Annotated in this window: 20 protein-coding genes; all 20 read right to left on the bottom strand. The window is 45.2% G+C overall.

Going from position 1 to position 19,095, the window contains the following annotated elements; all coding sequences use genetic code 11:
* Positions 1–422: class II glutamine amidotransferase (locus tag AACP44_RS05675; RefSeq protein WP_339339512.1), on the bottom strand; the 422-nt coding region annotated here is incomplete at its 3' end.
* A gap of 41 nt (positions 423–463) precedes the next feature.
* Entirely contained in the window at positions 464–1,825 is a 1,362-nt protein-coding gene (gene glmU, locus AACP44_RS05670; RefSeq protein WP_339339511.1) for a bifunctional UDP-N-acetylglucosamine diphosphorylase/glucosamine-1-phosphate N-acetyltransferase GlmU, read from the bottom strand.
* Between the two features lie 159 nt (positions 1,826–1,984).
* A complete protein-coding gene (locus tag AACP44_RS05665; protein WP_339339510.1) occupies positions 1,985–2,407 on the bottom strand; it encodes a F0F1 ATP synthase subunit epsilon in 423 nt (140 codons plus the stop codon).
* A gap of 49 nt (positions 2,408–2,456) precedes the next feature.
* Complete coding sequence (gene atpD, locus AACP44_RS05660) at positions 2,457–3,854, bottom strand: F0F1 ATP synthase subunit beta (protein ID WP_339339513.1); 1,398 nt, start codon at positions 3,852–3,854, stop codon at positions 2,457–2,459.
* A 93-nt stretch (positions 3,855–3,947) separates the two neighbouring features.
* Positions 3,948–4,814: a F0F1 ATP synthase subunit gamma gene (gene atpG / locus AACP44_RS05655; RefSeq protein WP_339339509.1), complete on the bottom strand. Its 867-nt coding sequence runs from the start codon at positions 4,812–4,814 to the stop codon at positions 3,948–3,950.
* A 53-nt stretch (positions 4,815–4,867) separates the two neighbouring features.
* Positions 4,868–6,412: a F0F1 ATP synthase subunit alpha gene (gene atpA / locus AACP44_RS05650; RefSeq protein ID WP_339339508.1), complete on the bottom strand. Its 1,545-nt coding sequence runs from the start codon at positions 6,410–6,412 to the stop codon at positions 4,868–4,870.
* Positions 6,413–6,461: 49 nt separating this feature from the next.
* Positions 6,462–6,998 carry a F0F1 ATP synthase subunit delta gene (locus AACP44_RS05645; protein ID WP_339339507.1) on the bottom strand — a complete coding sequence of 179 codons (537 nt, stop codon included), beginning with the start codon at positions 6,996–6,998 and terminating at the stop codon, positions 6,462–6,464.
* Between the two features lie 12 nt (positions 6,999–7,010).
* Complete coding sequence (locus tag AACP44_RS05640; RefSeq protein WP_339339506.1) at positions 7,011–7,481, bottom strand: F0F1 ATP synthase subunit B; 471 nt, start codon at positions 7,479–7,481, stop codon at positions 7,011–7,013.
* A gap of 55 nt (positions 7,482–7,536) precedes the next feature.
* Entirely contained in the window at positions 7,537–7,776 is a 240-nt protein-coding gene (gene atpE / locus AACP44_RS05635; RefSeq protein WP_339339505.1) for a F0F1 ATP synthase subunit C, read from the bottom strand.
* Between the two features lie 67 nt (positions 7,777–7,843).
* The gene (gene atpB, locus AACP44_RS05630) at positions 7,844–8,773 is read right to left on the bottom strand and encodes a F0F1 ATP synthase subunit A (protein ID WP_339339504.1); all 930 of its coding nucleotides are present in this window, start codon (positions 8,771–8,773) and stop codon (positions 7,844–7,846) included.
* 57 nt (positions 8,774–8,830) lie between these two features.
* A complete protein-coding gene (locus tag AACP44_RS05625) occupies positions 8,831–9,235 on the bottom strand; it encodes an ATP synthase subunit I (protein WP_339339503.1) in 405 nt (134 codons plus the stop codon).
* A gap of 356 nt (positions 9,236–9,591) precedes the next feature.
* The gene (locus AACP44_RS05620) at positions 9,592–10,500 is read right to left on the bottom strand and encodes a ParB/RepB/Spo0J family partition protein (protein WP_339339502.1); all 909 of its coding nucleotides are present in this window, start codon (positions 10,498–10,500) and stop codon (positions 9,592–9,594) included.
* Between the two features lie 122 nt (positions 10,501–10,622).
* Positions 10,623–11,396 carry a ParA family protein gene (locus AACP44_RS05615; RefSeq protein WP_339339501.1) on the bottom strand — a complete coding sequence of 258 codons (774 nt, stop codon included), beginning with the start codon at positions 11,394–11,396 and terminating at the stop codon, positions 10,623–10,625.
* Positions 11,389–12,042 (bottom strand): 16S rRNA (guanine(527)-N(7))-methyltransferase RsmG, encoded by a 654-nt coding sequence (gene rsmG / locus AACP44_RS05610; protein ID WP_339339500.1) that lies wholly within the window; start codon positions 12,040–12,042, stop codon positions 11,389–11,391. Before rsmG ends, AACP44_RS05615 begins: the two co-directional genes overlap by 8 nt.
* Before the next feature lie 24 nt (positions 12,043–12,066).
* Positions 12,067–13,968 (bottom strand): tRNA uridine-5-carboxymethylaminomethyl(34) synthesis enzyme MnmG, encoded by a 1,902-nt coding sequence (mnmG, locus tag AACP44_RS05605; RefSeq protein WP_339339499.1) that lies wholly within the window; start codon positions 13,966–13,968, stop codon positions 12,067–12,069.
* A 539-nt stretch (positions 13,969–14,507) separates the two neighbouring features.
* Entirely contained in the window at positions 14,508–15,926 is a 1,419-nt protein-coding gene (gene mnmE, locus AACP44_RS05600; protein WP_339339498.1) for a tRNA uridine-5-carboxymethylaminomethyl(34) synthesis GTPase MnmE, read from the bottom strand.
* A gap of 55 nt (positions 15,927–15,981) precedes the next feature.
* Positions 15,982–17,679 (bottom strand): membrane protein insertase YidC, encoded by a 1,698-nt coding sequence (yidC, locus tag AACP44_RS05595; protein ID WP_339339497.1) that lies wholly within the window; start codon positions 17,677–17,679, stop codon positions 15,982–15,984.
* Between the two features lie 2 nt (positions 17,680–17,681).
* A complete protein-coding gene (gene yidD / locus AACP44_RS05590) occupies positions 17,682–17,930 on the bottom strand; it encodes a membrane protein insertion efficiency factor YidD (RefSeq protein WP_339339496.1) in 249 nt (82 codons plus the stop codon).
* Between the two features lie 82 nt (positions 17,931–18,012).
* Positions 18,013–18,393 carry a ribonuclease P protein component gene (gene rnpA, locus AACP44_RS05585; protein WP_339339495.1) on the bottom strand — a complete coding sequence of 127 codons (381 nt, stop codon included), beginning with the start codon at positions 18,391–18,393 and terminating at the stop codon, positions 18,013–18,015.
* 46 nt (positions 18,394–18,439) lie between these two features.
* Positions 18,440–18,574, bottom strand: a complete 135-nt coding sequence (gene rpmH / locus AACP44_RS05580; protein ID WP_339339494.1) for a 50S ribosomal protein L34 — start codon at positions 18,572–18,574, stop codon at positions 18,440–18,442.
* Between the last annotated feature and the right edge of the window lie 521 nt (positions 18,575–19,095).

The raw sequence follows: 19,095 nt of genomic DNA, 5'->3' as shown, positions 1-19,095 counted from the left end.
AAACCATTTGCTATTTTTGAATGGACAAGGTGAACAATGGTTTCTGTATCGGTTTCTGAATTAAAGGTATAACCTTGTGCGGTTAACTGCTCACGAAGTGCTTCATGGTTTTCGATAATGCCGTTATGCACCAGAGCGATTTGATCTGACGATAAGTGCGGGTGCGCATTGGCCTCTGAAGGCTGCCCATGTGTCGCCCAACGGGTATGGGCAATGCCGGTTGCACCGGCTAGCGGGCTTTGTTGTACGGCGTCATCTAAAACCGCCACCTTGCCCATTTTTTTATGGCAGCCGATATTGCCGGCGCTATCAATAATCGCAACGCCTGCAGAGTCATAACCCCGGTATTCCAAGCGTTTTAGCCCTTCTACTAATATTGCAGAAACCTCTCTTCGTGCTGCTGCGCCTACAATTCCACACATAATTTTGCTCAGTCTCTATATCAATTGCATTATGAATAGCATTAAGTTTTTTTAGTAGGCCGTTTCCAACCATCAATATGTTTTTGCTTGCTGCGGGCAACGCTTAATTGGCGGTCGCCAACATCACCGCTAATCGTGGAGCCCGCACCAATCGTTGCATGACTACCAATATTAACTGGCGCTACTAACGAACTATTGGAGCCAATAAAAGCGCCGTCGCCAATAGTGGTCGTAGATTTATTGGCACCATCGTAATTACAGGTAATAGTGCCCGCGCCAACATTAACCTCTTTACCGATATTGCTATCGCCAATATAGGTTAAATGATTAACTTTACTGCCTTCACCAATAATCGCTTTTTTAGTTTCAACAAAGTTACCTACTTTGGCTTGGTTAGCTAGCACGGTACCTGGTCGCAATCTGGCAAAAGGCCCTATATCGCACTGTTCTGCCACGGTGGCATTTTCTAAAACGCTATTCGCTTTTATAACTGTACCTGCGCCAATGGTTGAGTTTTCAATCACGCAGTTGGGGCCAATAGTCACATCATCGGCAATGCTGACATCGCCAATAAAAACGCAGTTGATATCAATAAAAATATCCTCACCAATAGTGAGTTGACCGCGCACATCAATCCGCGCTGGATCAGCCAGTGTTGCCCCTGCGGTCATTAAGCGTTGTGCTTGTTGTTGTTGATAATATCGCTCCAACGCGGCAAGTTGCGAGCGATTATTGGCGCCTTCAACTTGCATCGCTGATTGTGGATGTTGGGCTATCACTGCCATGCCATCATTAACCGCCATGGCGATAATGTCGGTCAGATAGTATTCGCCTTGGGCATTATTGGCCGATAGTGTTGGTAGCCATTGATTAAGTTTTGCTGCCGAAACAGCCATAATGCCGGTGTTGACTTCGTTGATCAGTAACTGCGCTTCGCTGGCATCTTTTTGTTCCACGATGGCGGTGATGGCGCCAGACGTTCTAATAATCCGACCATAGCCGGTTGGATTTTCAAGATGGACGGTCAATAACGATAGGGTTTTATCGTTGGCCGCCTCAACGAGTTTGGCCAAGGTTTCAGCTGCTATAAGAGGCACATCGCCATAGGCGATAAGCACGGTGCTATCTGGCTTGATGGCGGGCATGGCCTGCGCCACGGCATGGCCGGTACCTAGTTGCTGTTGCTGAATCGCCCAATGCAGGTCGTTATCCGCTAGTGTTTGTTGAACTTGCTCGGCGCCGTGACCCACGACGACATGGATCGCATCGGCCTGAATTTTTTTCGCCGAATCAATGACATGGCTGACCATAGGCTTGCCGGCAAGCGGATGCAAAACCTTGGGAAGCTTGGAGCGCATACGGGTGCCTTGTCCCGCTGCTAAAATTACTACTTCTGTTGTCACCGTCTATTCCTTTATCGCGCTGCTAGTAGCCCGGCTTTTAAACTAACTTTGGGGCTAAGTCAGCGTTTTTATTAGATTTTCAGTCATTTAACTAGTGTAGTAGGGTAAATAAAAAAGGGTAGCCGAAGCTACCCTTTTATTTGGAACTAATGCCGGTGTTTAACCCATCTTTTTACGAATGGCCTGCAATGTCCTTAGCTGTGCTGTAGCCGCTGCCAATTGAGCGCTTGCCTTGCTGTAATCAAAGTCGCCCGATTGGTTGGCCAGCGCCTGTTCCGCTTCTTTTTGCGCTTCAAGGGCAGAAGCTTCATCCAGATCACCGGCGCGAACCGCTGTATCTGCCAGCACACTAACGGTGCCGGGCTGAACTTCTAGAAAACCACCAGAGACGTAGTAAACGTCTTCTTCGCCATTCTGTTTTTTAATCCGAATGGGGCCTGGCTCTAGAGCGGTCAACAGCGGAGCGTGGCCGTAGCCAATGCCCAGATCGCCTAATGCACCGGTTGCCACCAACATTTCAACCAGACCAGAGTAAATTTCTTCCTCTGCACTGACAATGTCGCAATGTACTGTCATAGCCATAAGTAATACGCCTAATCTATAAAAGGGTAAGAAAACGCCTAGGCGCTGCTTACATATCCTTCGCTTTTTCTAACACTTCTTCAATACCGCCACACATATAGAACGCTTGCTCTGGAATGTGATCGTATTCACCCGCTAACAGGCCTTTGAAGCTTGAGATAGTATCTTTCAAAGATACATATTTACCGGGAGAGCCGGTAAAGACTTCTGCCACGTGGAAAGGCTGAGACAAGAAGCGCTCAATCTTACGGGCACGGTTTACCGTCTGCTTATCTTCTTCAGATAATTCATCCATACCCAAAATGGCGATAATGTCTTTGAGTTCTTTATAACGCTGCAGTACCGATTGCACACCACGAGCCACTTCATAATGCTCTTGACCAATAATTAGCGGGTCAAGCTGACGTGAAGTAGAATCGAGTGGATCAACCGCAGGGTAAATACCTTTGGCCGCAATATCACGAGACAGTACAACCGTAGAGTCCAAGTGAGCAAACGTGGTTGCCGGTGATGGATCGGTCAAATCATCTGCTGGTACATATACCGCTTGGATAGAAGTGATAGAACCCGTTTTGGTTGAGGTAATACGCTCTTGCAACTCACCCATTTCCTGCGCCAGTGTCGGCTGATAACCTACCGCAGAAGGCATACGACCTAACAGTGCCGATACTTCGGTTCCGGCCAGCGTGTAACGATAAATATTATCAACGAATAACAGTACGTCTTTACCTTCGTCACGGAATTTTTCTGCCATGGTCAAACCGGTCAAAGCAACACGCAGTCTGTTTCCTGGTGGCTCATTCATCTGGCCGTAAACCATCGCTACTTTTGATTTGCTGAATTCTTCAACATTTACTACGCCGGCTTCCTGCATTTCGTAGTAGAAATCGTTACCTTCACGAGTACGCTCACCAACACCAGCGAATACCGATAAACCCGAGTGCTCAGTCGCGATATTGTTGATCAATTCCATCATGTTTACGGTTTTACCAACACCCGCACCACCGAATAAGCCCACTTTACCACCCTTGGCGAAGGGGCAAACCAGATCGATAACTTTAATGCCGGTCTCGAGCAATTCTTCAGAAGCTGCCAACTCGTCATAAGCAGGCGCTTTACGGTGAATAGAGGCGCGCTCTTTCTCACCGATAGGGCCACACTCATCAATAGGGTTGCCAAGTACGTCCATAATACGACCCAGCGTTTCAGTACCGACCGGTACAGAAACTGGTGCGCCCGTGTTGGCGACTGCCAAGCCACGACTCACACCTTCTGAAGAACCCATCGCGATTGCGCGAACCACGCCGTCGCCCAATTGCTGTTGTACTTCTAAGGTCAAACCTTTTTCGGTGACTGTTAGTGCGTCATAAACCTGGGGGACTGCATCACGTGGGAATTCCACGTCGATTACCGCACCAATGATTTGAACGATTTGTCCGCTACTCATTTCCGGTTCCTCTTTAGGATTTTTGGGCTTGGCCGTTTCTGCTTCGCCATCAAAATTAAATGCTGTTTGATCTGTCATTGTGATGGGCAGTGTTTAGCTGCTAATTGCCGCCGCACCACTTACAATTTCAGAAAGCTCTTGGGTGATCGCTGCTTGACGCGCTTTGTTGTAAACCAACTGTAAATCGTCAATCAGATCGCCCGCGTTATCGGTCGCATTTTTCATCGCTAACATTCGCGATGCTTGCTCACAGGCGCCATTTTCTACCACCGCCTGATAAACCTGCGATTCAACATAACGAGTGAGTAAGCCTTCTAATAATTCTTCCGCATCGGGCTCATATAAATAATCCCAATGATGCTTTAACTTCTCGTCATCTTCCGCCTGCAGTGGCAACAACTGTTGCACTGTAGGGTTTTGTGTCATGGTGTTAACAAACTCGTTACCCACCAAGTACAATTTGTCGATTCTGCCTTCGCCATAAGCATCGAGCATCACCTTAACGCTGCCGATTAAGTCAGCAATCGCTGGGTCTTCGCCCAAGTCACGCACGGCAGCGACGACATTGCCGCCGTAACTGTTGAAAAAGCCTGCCGCCTTGGCGCCAACCGAGCAAATATCAATTTCTATGTCCTGCTCGGAATACGCTTGCATGGTTTTAATCGCCGCTTTAAACAAGTTAATGTTTAGGCCGCCACACAAACCACGATCAGTCGATACCACGATAAAACCGACGCGCTTGACTTCTCTTTCCAGCATGTACATATGTTTGTACTCTGGATTTGCGTTAGCAATATGCCCAACTACCGAACGTATCCGCTGCGCATAAGGTTTGCCGACTTCCATACGGTCCTGCGCTTTACGCATTTTACTGGCAGCCACCATTTCCATGGCGCTGGTAATTTTTTGCGTACTTTGGATACTCGATATTTGAGTACGTATTTCTTTTCCGCTTGCCATTGTTTTTACCTTTGAACGGAGGGGCTACCCGATGCAGCCGACCCCCAATCTAATTAGTAAGTTTGAGTCGATTTGAATTTTTCTACTAACTCAACGAACTTCGCTTTGTAGTCGTCATTCCAGTCACCAGACGCTGCGATAGCCGTCATAGTGTCCGCATACTCAGCGTTAGCAAATGACAACAACGCTGATTCGAAATCACCAATCTTCTCAACCGCAACGTCGTCTAAGTGACCTTCATTTGCGCAGTAAACAATCAAGCCCATTTCCGCAACGTTCAACGGTGCATACTGTTTCTGCTTCATCAATTCGGTGACGCGCTCACCATTATCCAGCTGCGCTCGCGTTGCATCATCAAGGTCAGAAGCAAACTGGGAGAACGCGGCCAGTTCACGATACTGCGCCAAAGAGGTACGAATACCGCCCGACAGTTTTTTCATGATTTTGGTTTGCGCAGCACCACCAACACGCGATACTGAAATACCTGCATCCATCGCTGGACGGTTACCGGCGTTAAACATATCGGCTTCAAGGAAGATCTGGCCATCGGTAATCGAAATTACATTGGTCGGTACGAATGCCGATACGTCACCCGCTTGAGTTTCGATAACAGGCAGTGCGGTTAATGAACCCGTTTTGCCTTTTACTTCGCCGTTGGTAAATTTCTCAACGTAGTCGGCGTTTACCCGAGCAGCACGCTCCAGTAGACGCGAGTGCAAGTAGAAAACATCACCCGGATAAGCTTCACGACCCGGTGGACGACGCAGCAACAACGAAATTTGACGATAAGCCCAAGCTTGCTTGGTCAAGTCATCATAAATAATCAGTGCATCTTCACCGCGGTCACGGAAGTACTCGCCCATGGTACAGCCGGCAAAAGGTGCCAAAAACTGCATCGCCGCTGGATCAGACGCTGTGGCGGCAACAACAATGGTGTGCTCCATCGCGCCATGCTCTTCCAGCTTGCGTACAACCGCCGCAATCGAAGACGCTTTTTGGCCAACGGCCACATAGACACACTTAATACCTGAATCTTTCTGGTTGATAATCGCATCAACCGCAATCGCTGTTTTACCGATCTGACGGTCACCGATAATCAACTCACGCTGGCCGCGACCGATCGGTACCATCGAGTCAACCGACTTCAAACCAATCTGTACTGGCTGGTCAACCGACTGACGTTCGATAACGCCGGGCGCTACTTTTTCAATAAAGTCAGTTGCCTTTGCATTAACCGGACCTTTACCGTCGATAGGGTTACCCAATGCGTCGACGACGCGACCTTGTAGTTCTGGGCCTACCGGTACTTCAAGTACGCGACCGGTACACTTACAAGTCTGGCCTTCTGCCAAGCTTTGATATTCACCTAGCACAACCGCACCAACAGAATCGCGCTCAAGGTTTAACGCCATACCGTAGACGCCACCCTCAAACTCTATCATCTCACCATACATAACGTTGGTAAGGCCGTGGATACGAATGATACCGTCAGTAACCGATACCACGGTGCCTTCATTTTGGGCTTCGCTAGACACATCGAGTTGATCGATGCGGCTTTTGATAATTTCGCTAATCTCAGATGGATTCAGCTGTTGCATTGTCTTTTCCTCATTACGGGATCAGTTTTTTCTAATCCCTTTTTCTTCACTAGGAATTCATTGCTTCGGCAAGTTTATTCAAACGTCCGCGCACACTACCGTCTATAACTACATCCGCAGCGCGAACGACCACGCCACCCAGTAAGTTTTTATCGATAACGGTTTGTACATTGACATCACGCTCTAACTTACCGCTTAAGGCCGAAGCCAGTTTTTTCTCAATAGCAGCATCCAACTCAAAGGCGGTTGCTACTTCTACTTCAACACTCTTTTCACGGTTGGCTTTAAACTGTTCATAAAGTGCAGAAATTTCTGGTAACAGCGGCAAGCGCTTATTATCAGCTAACACTTTAATAAAGTTGCGAGCATTGTCGTTCAGCTCATCACCACACACATCTAAAAATTGTGCAGCCTGTTGGCTGGAGGTCAAAGATGGTGAGCTTAAGATTTTCACCATATTTTCCGCGCGAGCTACAACGGCAGCGGTCGCTAATTGCCCCGACCAAGTGGCCAAGTCATTAGCGTTGGCTGCAAATTCAAAAGCAGCTTTTGCATAAGGTCGTGCCAGGGTGCTTAATTCAGCCATGCTAAAATTCCCCTACAGACCGGCGGCCAGTTTTTCAACCAACGCTTTATGTGCGCTTTCATCGATAGAAGCCTCAAGTACCTGTTCGGCACCTGACAATGCCAAACCAGCCACTTGCGAACGCAAGGCTTCTTTAGCACGGTTAACTTCTTGATCAATTTCTGCTTTTGCAGCCGCTTTAATACGATCACCCTCTTCGTGAGCAGCCGTTTTTGCTTCATCGACGATTTGGTTTGCACGCTTGTTAGCGGCATCGATAATAGCAGCCGCTTCCTGCTTGGCTTCACGCAGTTGTTGTGACGCTTTTTCCTGTGCTAGTTCTAAATCTTTACCAGCACGATCAGCCGCTTCAAGACCGTCAGCAATCTGTGTTTCACGCTCATCCATAGCATTGCGGATTGCAGACCAGACGTAGGCTTTACAGAACCATACAAACACCAGGAATGTAATGGACTGGCCAATCAAAGTCAGATTAATGTTCACGCCGACACCTCAGCTTAAATACGTTTATAAAAAAGTTGTTAGTTAACTTTTTAACTTACGCGGCTAAAGTCGGTACGATAACGAACAATACGTACATGCCGATACCAACACCGATCATTGGAACCGCATCCAATAGACCTGCGATCAGGAACATCTTGCCCTGAAGCATAGGAGCCATCTCAGGCTGACGCGCAGAACCTTCAAGTAATTTGCCGCCTAAAAGACCAAAACCAATAGCAGTACCAGCGGCACCCAAACCAATCAAAAGAGAAACGGCAATTAATGCAAGACCCATTTTTCTATCTCCAGTAGTGAACGAAACGTTCAGTTAGTTAAAAGTAAAAATACTTCGTTAAAAAATTTTAATGTTCTTCGTCAACATCGTGCGCCATCGCCATATAAACAATAGTTAGCACCATAAAAACAAAAGCCTGTAACGCGATAACCAGAATATGGAAGATCGCCCAACCCAGTTGCAAGAAGCCCGCTAAGACGCCGAGGAATAATCCGGCACCAAACATCGCTGCAATTAGGATAAATATCATTTCACCCGCATAAAGGTTTCCGAATAAACGAAGACCCAGAGAAATCGGCTTGGCGATAAGAGCAACACTTTCCAGAATAAAGTTAATTGGGATCAGGAAGATATCGATATACCATTTGCCCGCGTAAAAAGGGTGCAAGGTTAATTCTTTGACAAAACCCATAAAACCCTTTTCTTTAATGCTAAAGAAAATCATCAGGAAGAAAACAGTAAATGCCATGCCTAAGGTAATATTAGGATCAGTGGTTGGTACCACTTTAAAGAAGAAGTGCGGATCACCAGTGGCCCACATCATTAATTCTGGAATCCAATCAACCGGAACCAAATCCATCAGGTTCATAAAGAAGATCCAGATAAAGATCGTTAGTGCCAATGGTGCTACCAGTGGATTTTTATAGTGGAAGGTATCTCTAACATTGGTGTCGATAAAATCGATAACCATTTCAATAAAATTCTGCAGGCCTTTGGGGACGCCAGCATGCATACCGACGGCAACTTTACGAAAGATAAAGGCAAAAATTAAACCGAGAGTAATGGACCAAAACATTGAATCAACATGAACCGCCATAAAACCCATATCTTTCATTTCGGTATCGTTATGAGCCAATACCCAGGCGTCGGCTTCCAATGTGGTGTAAACCTCACCCTTGGCGTCAACACGCTGATAGCCTTCTGGCAACTTGCCATAGGTCATATTGGTAAGGTGGTGCTTGATATAGCCTTCTGTGGTTAATGTATCACCAGCCATGCTGTATAAAACCTGTTTGGATAAAAATTAAAAGCAATTCCTATAATGTTTGGCGGGCTATCTGTTAATAACTCGCAGCGCCATCATCCAATTTAGCGCCATCATCAATATGTATATCAGGAACATCACTACAACGTTAATCGGCTTAATCAGTGCAAAAGCGCCGGCAAACAACACTGCTGTAGATAAAAACTTTCCTGCTTCGCCCCGATAAAATGATCGGGCTACATTGCCTGCCGCTCGCGCTCCTGAAAAGCGAAATGCCCAGCGGGCAAAATAAGCATTAGGGCCTATCGAAATTAAGCCGCCCACAAGAGCCGATAGGGCTATGGTGGAATCCATCAATAACAACGCTGTGGATATAACTAACAACACCAGTAGTTGCCATACAAAAAGCCGCACTAGTGGTGGTTTCGCTAGTTGAGCGCCTGTGGTTGCATCGTTATTTGACGGCACTTCCACTGGTTTTACCTGCCCAACACCCCTAGGTGTTTATATTGATTTTTGGCTACCTAAAATTCAGGGGTTTAGATGACAAAAAACCTGAAAATGGTGTGGTGACTTAATCAATCGCCGATTAAGGCGGGCGCATTATAGGGATAATGGGGGCTCTATTCAACCGAATATTAGGTTTTGCAGATAAAAAATAGGATGGGGTTTTGCGAAATTTGTCGCTGGTTTATGGTGATTGGATGGTGCTTTATTTTGGGCACCCTATCTAGTGACAACGATAAAAATGACCACTATATGGTGTGTTTGCCAACACCGTGTTAGCCCTCGTTCGTTTTGGCAAAGGCCCTCTGTTCTAGTCGCGTAGGCTATTTGATATGGCTGAGGATACCGTCAAGCTCATTGAGGCTGTTATATTTTAATACCAGCTTGCCCTTGCCTTTGACGCTATGGTCAATGGTGACCGGAACACCGACCTTTTCAGACAATTGATCCTGTAATTTGCGTATATCCGGATCCATCGCCGGCTTGTTTTTGGTCTTGGGTGAATCCAGTTCAGCCAACTTGGAACGCACTAATGCCTCGGTCTGACGTACCGATAATCCCTTGCTGACCACGCTGGATGCCGCCTGTGATTGGCTTTCGGCCGGTAGGCCGAGCAGCGCTTTAGCATGACCCAACTCCAAATCACCATGCTCCAACATCCGTTGTACATCTTCACGCAGTGTCATCAGTCGCAATAGGTTGCTAACTGTAGTGCGGGATTTACCCACCGCATCAGCGACTTCCTGATGAGTCAGGTCAAACTCTTGCTGCAATCGTGATAATGCCAGAGCTTCTTCCATAGCGTTAAGGTCTTCACGTTGAATATTTTCAATCAACGCCATAGCAATGGCAGCTTCGTCAGATACCGGACGCACCAGGGCGGGAATGCTGTCCAAACCTGCTAGCTGGGTGGCGCGCCAGCGACGCTCACCGGCAATAATTTCGTATTTATCGGCACTGATGGGACGGACCACAATCGGTTGCATCACACCTTGGGCTTTTATGCTTTCAGCCAATTCTTCTAACGCTTCTGGCTGAATATCGCGGCGCGGCTGATATTTACCCCGCTGAATAATATCCACCGGCAGGGTGCGCAAGTCGCCATCACTAGCCGTGGTGGTGGATTCTACTGCCGCTTCTGTAGTGGGTTCGACCGCCGTAGGCTTGCTGTTACCAGCACCACCCAACAAGGCATCAAGCCCTCGCCCTAAACCGCGTTTTTTAGCCGTCATGGAAATCCTAGTTGTCTGTATGATTTGTTTGCGCCTATCTTAACGCCAAAAGGCGGCAATGGGTAACTATAGGTGGTTACAGGTAGCTATAGGTAACTGTAGCTATAGGTAACTATGGATAACTATTGCGCGTTATCGCCACGCCGCAGAATCTCGCCCGCCAGAACCAGATAGGACATAGCACCCTTGGATTTTTTGTCATAGGAGATCACGGGCATGCCATGACTGGGCGCTTCGGCCAAGCGAACATTGCGAGGAATCACAGTGCGGTAGACTTTGTCACCGAAATAGTCAGTGAGCTGTTTGGACACATCGTTGGTCAGGCTATTGCGAGGGTCGTACATCGTGCGCAATAAGCCATCGATTTCCAGTTTGGGGTTAAGCACTTGTTGGATTTGAGCAATTGTTTCCAATAGTGCTGATAAACCTTCTAGTGCATAGTACTCGCACTGCATCGGAATAATCACACCCTGGGCTGCTGTCATAGCATTCACTGTCAACATATTCAGCGAAGGTGGACAATCGATCATAATATAATCGTACTCAGCGCGCTCAATCGCCAACGCATCGCGCAGCCGAAACTCTTTACCCTCAATGGCCAATAACTCGACTTCAGCCGCTGTCACATCAGCATTGGAGGGAATCATATCGTAGCCGCAGTTTTCAGCATAAACACTGACTTCGGCGATCGGTACATCGTGGACCAACACATCGTAGAGACTTCGCTCTACGGCATTTTTATCAATGCCGCTACCCATGGTAGCGTTGCCCTGTGGATCCAAATCTATCAGTAAAACTTTCTTTTTAGTGGCGACAAGAGAGGCAGCCAAGTTGACACAGGTGGTGGTTTTACCCACACCACCTTTTTGGTTGGTGACTGCTATAACTCTACCCAAGTGATTGTTCCCGATGTTTTTTTAGAATAATTAAATGTCGCTGGCCATCATTATTTGGCACTGATAATTGATGACAAGCTTCGACCTTATAGCTTTTCTCTAATTGACTCAACTGTTTCAGTTCATCTTCAGGATAAATACCTTTCATCGCATAGAAAAGACCTTGCTCTGCCAACAACTGCTGACTGCCTTGTACCATATCGGTCAGCGTGGCAAAGGCGCGAGATAAAACGCCGTCATAAAGCTGGCCACTATATTGTTCTACGCGACAATGATGAACGGCAATATTATTAAGTTGTAATTCGGTTTTTACTTGAAATAAAAACCGAGTTTTTTTTCCATTACTATCTAACAAATCAAATGCGCGTTGGGGAAAAATAATCGCCATAACAATACCGGGCAAACCGGCACCGGCACCGACATCAATAAAGCGCTCTCCCTTTAGATAGGGCGCAATACTTAAGCTATCCAATAAATGCCGATCGATCATGGTATCAGGATCGCGTACAGCGGTTAGGTTATAGGCTTTATTCCATTTTATTAACAGCTGATGATAGGCTAACAGTGTTGTTATTGTCTCTTGGTTAAACGACATAGATAATGCATCAATGCCGGACTCCAAGCGCTGTTTATATTGACTATCCAATAGTTATCTCAATTATTTAACAAATTAAGCCGTTGTTGATGATGTTGCCGCGCGCTCAAGGGCGCCGTGCTTTTTTAGATAAATTAACAATAGGGATACCGCTGCCGGTGTAATTCCAGGTACTCGGGAAGCTCGCGCTAAAGTCTCAGGTCTTGCATCCGATAATTTTTGTTTAACTTCATTAGAAAGCCCTTCAACACTAAAGTAATCAAAATCGAGCGGCAACAAAGTTTCCTCATAACGGCGCAGGCGATCAATTTCTTCTGCTTGTCGATCGATATAACCAGCATATTTAATTTGTATTTCTACCTGTTCTGCAACCTGTGGGTTTTTGCACGCTTCACCTTTGATACCAGCTACATCTAGGTAATTGATATTCGGACGTTTTATTAAATCCATTAAACTGTACTCACGCGACATCGGTTGATCGACTAAGGCATCGATCTTATCACCCTCTGGTGTTCCGGGTTGTACCCACGTCGTAGCAAGTCGCTGTGTTTCAATATCAATACCGTCACGCTTTTCAAGAAATTGTTGCCAGCGCTGATCACACACTAAACCTAGTTCACGACCTTTTTCTGTTAAACGTAAATCAGCATTATCTTGCCGCAGTAATAGTCGATACTCTGCTCGGGAGGTAAACATCCGATAGGGTTCCATGGTGCCCATGGTAATTAAATCGTCAACCATAACGCCGATATAGGCTTCATCCCGGCGCGGACACCAGGCTTCTTTGTTTTGTACTTTTAGTCCGGCATTTAATCCCGCTAATAAACCTTGGGCAGCCGCTTCTTCGTAACCGGTAGTACCGTTTATTTGTCCGGCAAAAAATAATCCTTCGACAAATTTGGTTTCCAGTGAATGTTTTAAGTCACGCGGATCAAAATAATCGTATTCGATAGCATAACCTGGACGGGAAATATGCGCGTTTTCAAAACCGTTAATTGAACGCACTAAATCCAGCTGCACATCAAAAGGTAAACTGGTGGAGATACCGTTGGGATATAGCTCGTGAGTTTTTAAGCCTTCTGGCTCAATAAATATTTGGTGAGAATCTTTATCGGCAAAGCGATGAATTTTATCTTCGATCGATGGGCAATAACGCGGACCTATGCCTTCAATAACACCTGAGTACATAGGTGAACGATCTAAATTATTGCGAATAATATCGTGCGTGTTTGAATTGGTGTGGGTAATCCAACAACAAGTTTGCTCTGGATGCTGCGCCAACGATCCCATAAATGACATAACCGGCTCTTGCTGGTCACCCCATTGTTGCTCTAACTCTGAAAAATTTACCGAGCGTGCATCTATGCGTGGTGGTGTTCCTGTTTTTAAACGATCGACGTTAAACGGCATTTCACGCAATCGATCTGCCAGTGCAATCGATGGAGGATCTCCGGCACGACCTCCGCTATGGTTATCCAAACCAATATGAATTTTTCCACCCAAAAAAGTACCGGTACACAACACAACGGTGGGCGCATAAAATGTCAAACCCATTTGCGTCACTACACCACACACTTTTCCCTGTTCAACAATTAGGTCATCAACTGCCTGTTGGAAGATACTTAGGTTAGCTTGGTTTTCCAGAATTTCACGAACCGCTGCTTTATAAAGCACTCTATCGGCCTGAGCACGCGTGGCTCTAACGGCCGGGCCCTTGCGAGCATTTAAGGTGCGAAACTGGATGCCGCCAAAATCTGTCGCTGTGGCCATAGCGCCACCTAAAGCATCAATCTCTTTCACCAAATGGCTTTTACCAATACCACCAATCGCCGGGTTACAGGACATTTGACCCAGCGTTTCAATATTGTGACTCAGCAGCAAGGTATTGCAGCCCATTCGAGCCGCCGCGAGACAGGCTTCGGTACCGGCATGACCTCCACCGATCACGATGACCTCAAATTGTTCTGTATAGTCCACGACCATCCTCAGATTTTGGCTGAATGCAAAAAGGGCGAGGATTATAGAGTAGGCGAGCTAGGGGTGAAAGTGAATGGTGAAAAAATAATCAGTTGATTTATTTCACCGTTAAAACCGCTGAACAAGCGCGCGTTTGTTTTTAGATAGCTTATTAATAAATATATTATTTATATATAGGTATATAGATTATTTTCTAATATTACTACTATTATTAGGCACACCATAATCTGTTATTAACCCACTAAATATCATTAAAATCAGTTATTTAGAGCAATGATAACTAGGTTTACATTCGTTATATTAGCTGTATTTAGGGTATGGATTAACCGTGTATAAAAGGGCTGTTTATGCACAGGGTCACAGATCTGTTAAAACAAGGTTAATATTATGCAGATTAAACTAAAAGCCTATACACAGCTCATCAACTGGCTTGGCCTAGATAAGGATATAAACGATTTTCACTTAATGGATTGTTTGGGGTATGTGGATATCCTTGTGGATAACCGAAGTAAAACACATCAATAAACCGGTATAGGTTGTTATTTACCGATACAAAAACTTGAAAAGATCTCACCGAGCAAATCATCAGGGGTAAATTCACCGGTAATTTCACTCAGATAGGATTGGCACTGACGAAGATCTTCAGCCAATAATTCACCAGCGCCAGAGGTGTTTAATTGCTGCTTGCCTGCTTCCAATGCTTTGGCGGCCCGCGATAAAGCGTCCAAATGCCGTCTTCTAGCGGTGAAACCACCCTCACCAGCACCACTAAACCCCATACAGGCCTTTAAGTGATCGGTTAATAGCTCAATACCTTGGTTGGCTTTGGCGGATAATTTGATCAGCGTAGGTTGCCCCGCGTTGATACTCGCCGTTTGACCGGATAAATCGCATTTATTATGGATAACAGTGATATTGGTTTGCTGTGACAGTTTTTCCGCTAAATCAGTGCCAAGATCCTCTACGCCAAGATTCTCTACTAAAGTGGTTGGGTTGGTCTCTTGGCTTTGTGTGCTATCGACAACTAACAACACGCGATCCGCTTTTTCAATTTCAGCCCAAGCTCGGCGAATACCTTCCTGCTCAACAATATCCGGACTTTCTCTTAAACCAGCGGTATCAATAATATGCACCGGCATACCATCAATCTGGATATGCTCACGCAACACATCCCTAGTAGTACCTTCAATTTCAGTTACAATCGCGCTGTCTCTACCCGATAAGGCATTTAATAGGCTGGATTTACCGGCATTGGGTTTGCCCGCAATAACAACCGTCATACCCTCTTGCAGTATCGCCCCCTGTTGGGCTTGTTTAAAAACCAAGGCTAGTTTTTCGATAATTATTTCTAAATCAGCAGCGACTTTACCATCTGCAAGAAAATCGATTTCTTCTTCAGGAAAATCAATTGCCGCTTCCACATATATCCTTAAGGAAATAACAGCTTCAACTAGGCTGGATATTTTTTCGCTAAATTCACCTTGCAGAGAACGATAAGCATTTCTTGCCGCCTGTTCGGACGTACTATTAATTAAATCGGCAATAGCTTCTGCTTGGATTAAATCGATTTTATTATTTAAAAAAGCGCGCTCAGAAAATTCACCTGGATTAGCTATTCTGGCACCGAGTTTAATCACGGCCTTTAATAAAATATCGAGTAAAACAGGGCCGCCGTGAGCGTGTAATTCTAAAACATCTTCGCCGGTAAAAGAGTTCGGCCCAGGGAAAAATAAGGCAATACCGTTATCAAGTTTTATTGGGCTGGCGTCGCTTTCGGTGCTTTCGGTCTGATAGAAAGCGCCATAGTGAGCAAAGCGAGGTTTTAAGGTTATACCAGTAATGTGTTGAGCAATACGGTGAGTGTTGGGGCCGGATACCCGAATAATACCCACACCACCTCGACCGGGTGCGGTCGCAATCGCTGTAATGGTATCGGTATTTAAGCTGTTATTTGCCATGACAAAAATACTATCAATAAAAAAAGGACCGCAATAAAGCAGCCCTGTTTATGATTTATTGGTTTTCGATACGCTTGGTAATAATATATTGCTGAATAATCGACAGTGTATTGTTTACTACCCAGTATAAGACCAAGCCTGCCGGGAAAAACAGGAAGAAGAAGGTAAATACCACTGGCATCCATTGCATGATTTTGGCTTGCATAGGATCTGGCGGCGGCGGGTTAAGTTTCTGTTGAATAAACATAGAAACTCCCATAATTAACGGCAGAATAAAATACGGGTCCATAACCGATAAATCATGGATATAACCAATAAATGGTGCGTGGCGTAATTCAACACTTTCCATTAATACCCAATACAAAGCAATAAACACTGGCATCTGTACCAGAATCGGCAAACAACCACCCAGCGGATTAATTTTTTCTTTTTTATACAGGCCCATCATTTCCTGTGATTGTTTCTGACGGTCATCAGCATAACGCTCACGAATAGCCACTAATTTAGGTTGCACTTTTCGCATATTAGCCATTGAGGTATAGGCTTTGGCATTCAATTGGAAGAAGGCAAGTTTAACTAAAATCGTCACCGCAATAATGGCAAAACCCCAGTTACCCAAAAAGCCATGCAATTTAGTCAACAACCAAAACAGCGGTTGGGCAATCCACCATAAAATACCGTAATCAACTGTGAGCTCTAGCCCTGGCGAGATTTCTTCTAAACGATATTGATCTTTCGGGCCAGCATAAAATTGCGCGGTGGCGATACCGGTTTCGCCAGCATTAACGGTTAATTGTGGGCTGGTAAAACGGATAATATTAGTATTATCCCGAGCTTTGATCATCGAATAAGTATGTGTTTGCTTGGCGTTCGGTATCCAGGCGCTGGTGAAATAGTGCTGGATCAAAGCAATCCAGCCCCCTTCGAGATTTTGTTTAGGAAATTCATTTTCAGCAATATCGTCAAAACTGACTTTTTTATAGGGCTCATCGGGAAGGTGAATAGCGGCACCTAGATAAGGCGCCATACCCATACCTGAAGAATCCTGTGCTGGGTCTGGGGTATTGTCACGTTTAATCTGACCAAACAAACCTCCGGTCCATGGCTGGCTGCCGTTATTATCAATAAGGTATTCAATATCCACTAAATACTCACCACGGCTAAAACGAAAACGTTTGGTAATGTTAACTTCGTTACTAGCTTGAAATAACAGGTCGACAACCAACTCATCCTGACCCTCTTCCAATTGGTAGCTAGTTTGTTGGCTAGTGAATTGAGCACGACCTTTTGCTGTATCGATACCATTAACACCAATCAAACCACTTTGAGCAATATAAGTACGCAGATTGGATTGTTCTAACAGAATAAAAGGAATCTCTGGATTATTTAATTCGGCAAAATGTTTTGGTAAAGCGGCAAAAACAATATCACCACCCTTGGTATTGATATCAATTTCCAGTGCATCGGTTTTAACTTTTATCCGATCAACACTGTCAACAACGGTTATTTTGTTAGTGGGTTCTAGGGGTTCAAAACTTGGAATATCAGCGTCGTTACCTGTGCTGGCTATTGCTGTTGGCAATTCAGATTCGGTGACAGGCGTTGCAGTTGTATAGCTGGTTTTTTGTTGCTGCTGATAAGCGGCAACGACGTCGGTACCCTTTCTTTGGTCTCTAAAATTTACCCACTCGGTGAGCAACATAAAAGATAAGGCGGCAATGGCGCCAATTAATAAATAGCGTTGAAAGTTCATAATTAGTGTGCAGGTTGCCCGTCGTTGTTGTCAGTTGTTTTTTTCGGCACAGGATCAAAGCCACCAGGATTAAAAGGGTGGCAACGCAGTAGTCGATGGATTGCTAAATAACTACCTTTAATAGCGCCATGGGTTTCAATAGCTTGAATAGCGTAGCTGGAGCAGCTGGGTTGGAAGCGACAGTGGTTAGCCATTAATGGACTAATCGCATATCGGTAAACTTTAATACAGCCTATAAATAGTCGGCGCATATTTCGCCTATCAAGATAGAGAGAATAGGGTTAGGAATATTTGATCTTTGTTCTTGCTTCTATAATAGCCATTAAATAACTATTACAGGTGTTTAGTTTTTCCAGCCTTTAAGGATTTTTGGTAAAGCTGTTGCCAGAGCTGATTGAACAGCGCATGCAAAGCGGCGTTATCCAACTGATCTAAACCACCTCTTGCCAATACAACCGTATCAATACCACCTAAACAGTGCTGTTGTAACCTAAAGCTTTCTCGAAGAATGCGTTTTATTCGGTTGCGCTGTGTAGCAAGGCGGACATTCTTCTTCGCAATAACCACACCTAGTCGGGGTGTGGTGGTACCGTTGTTGCGCGCTAAATATAACACTTGTTGCTTGGAAACTTTTAACTGGGCGTCATCAAAAACGGTTTTGTAAGCATTTGCATCCAGCAGTCTTAGGGATTTATTAAATGAAGAGTTAAGCATAACTGTTCATTTATCCTATGGAATGATGAATGCGAAAATCTATCAATTAAGCCGTTAAACGTTTGCGGCCTTTGGCACGACGACGATTAATTAAGGCGCGACCATTTTTAGTGGCCATACGAGCGCGGAAGCCGTGGGTGCGTTTGCGTTTCAATACGCTGGGTTGAAATGTTCTTTTCATAACGTTAATTCCAAACTGATACTGACAAAATCTTTGTTAAACCAAGGGGAAAAGGCACTCTTAATGGCCCAAGCAAACCCCTAGTTATCAAGGATCGCGCATTCTAGAGAATTTGTTGCACAAGATCAATTTGTTTGTCAGCAGATTGCGCAGTAATTTTAGCTATATAAAGAGAAGCAGTAGGCCCAATACAGGGTATAGAGATTTAGGCACAAGCTATATACACGATATTGATAATTTATCCACAGGTGTTGTGCAATGTTATCCACAATTTTCGAGTTGGCAGTGATTGTATTAATGGCTTATTGAAAATAGATCATAAGTCATTGATAAATAATATCTATTCGTGAGACGGTTTTTTTTAGATATTCTGTGTTTTTTTGTGGATAAGTCAAAATTCAGAGAGTACAATGCACAGCTCTTAAGGAAAGTTATCCAAAACCTTTTCTGTTTGGTGGTTGGTATGGCCGTCATAGCCGTCATAGCCGTCATAGCTGGCATAGGCACTAAAAGCACTATCT

This window comes from uncultured Oceanicoccus sp. (assembly GCF_963968385.1).
GTDB lineage: Bacteria > Pseudomonadota > Gammaproteobacteria > Pseudomonadales > Dasaniaceae > Oceanicoccus.
The sequence above is the reverse complement of the archived record's forward strand: the minus strand, read 5'-3'. Positions and strand labels throughout refer to the sequence as shown.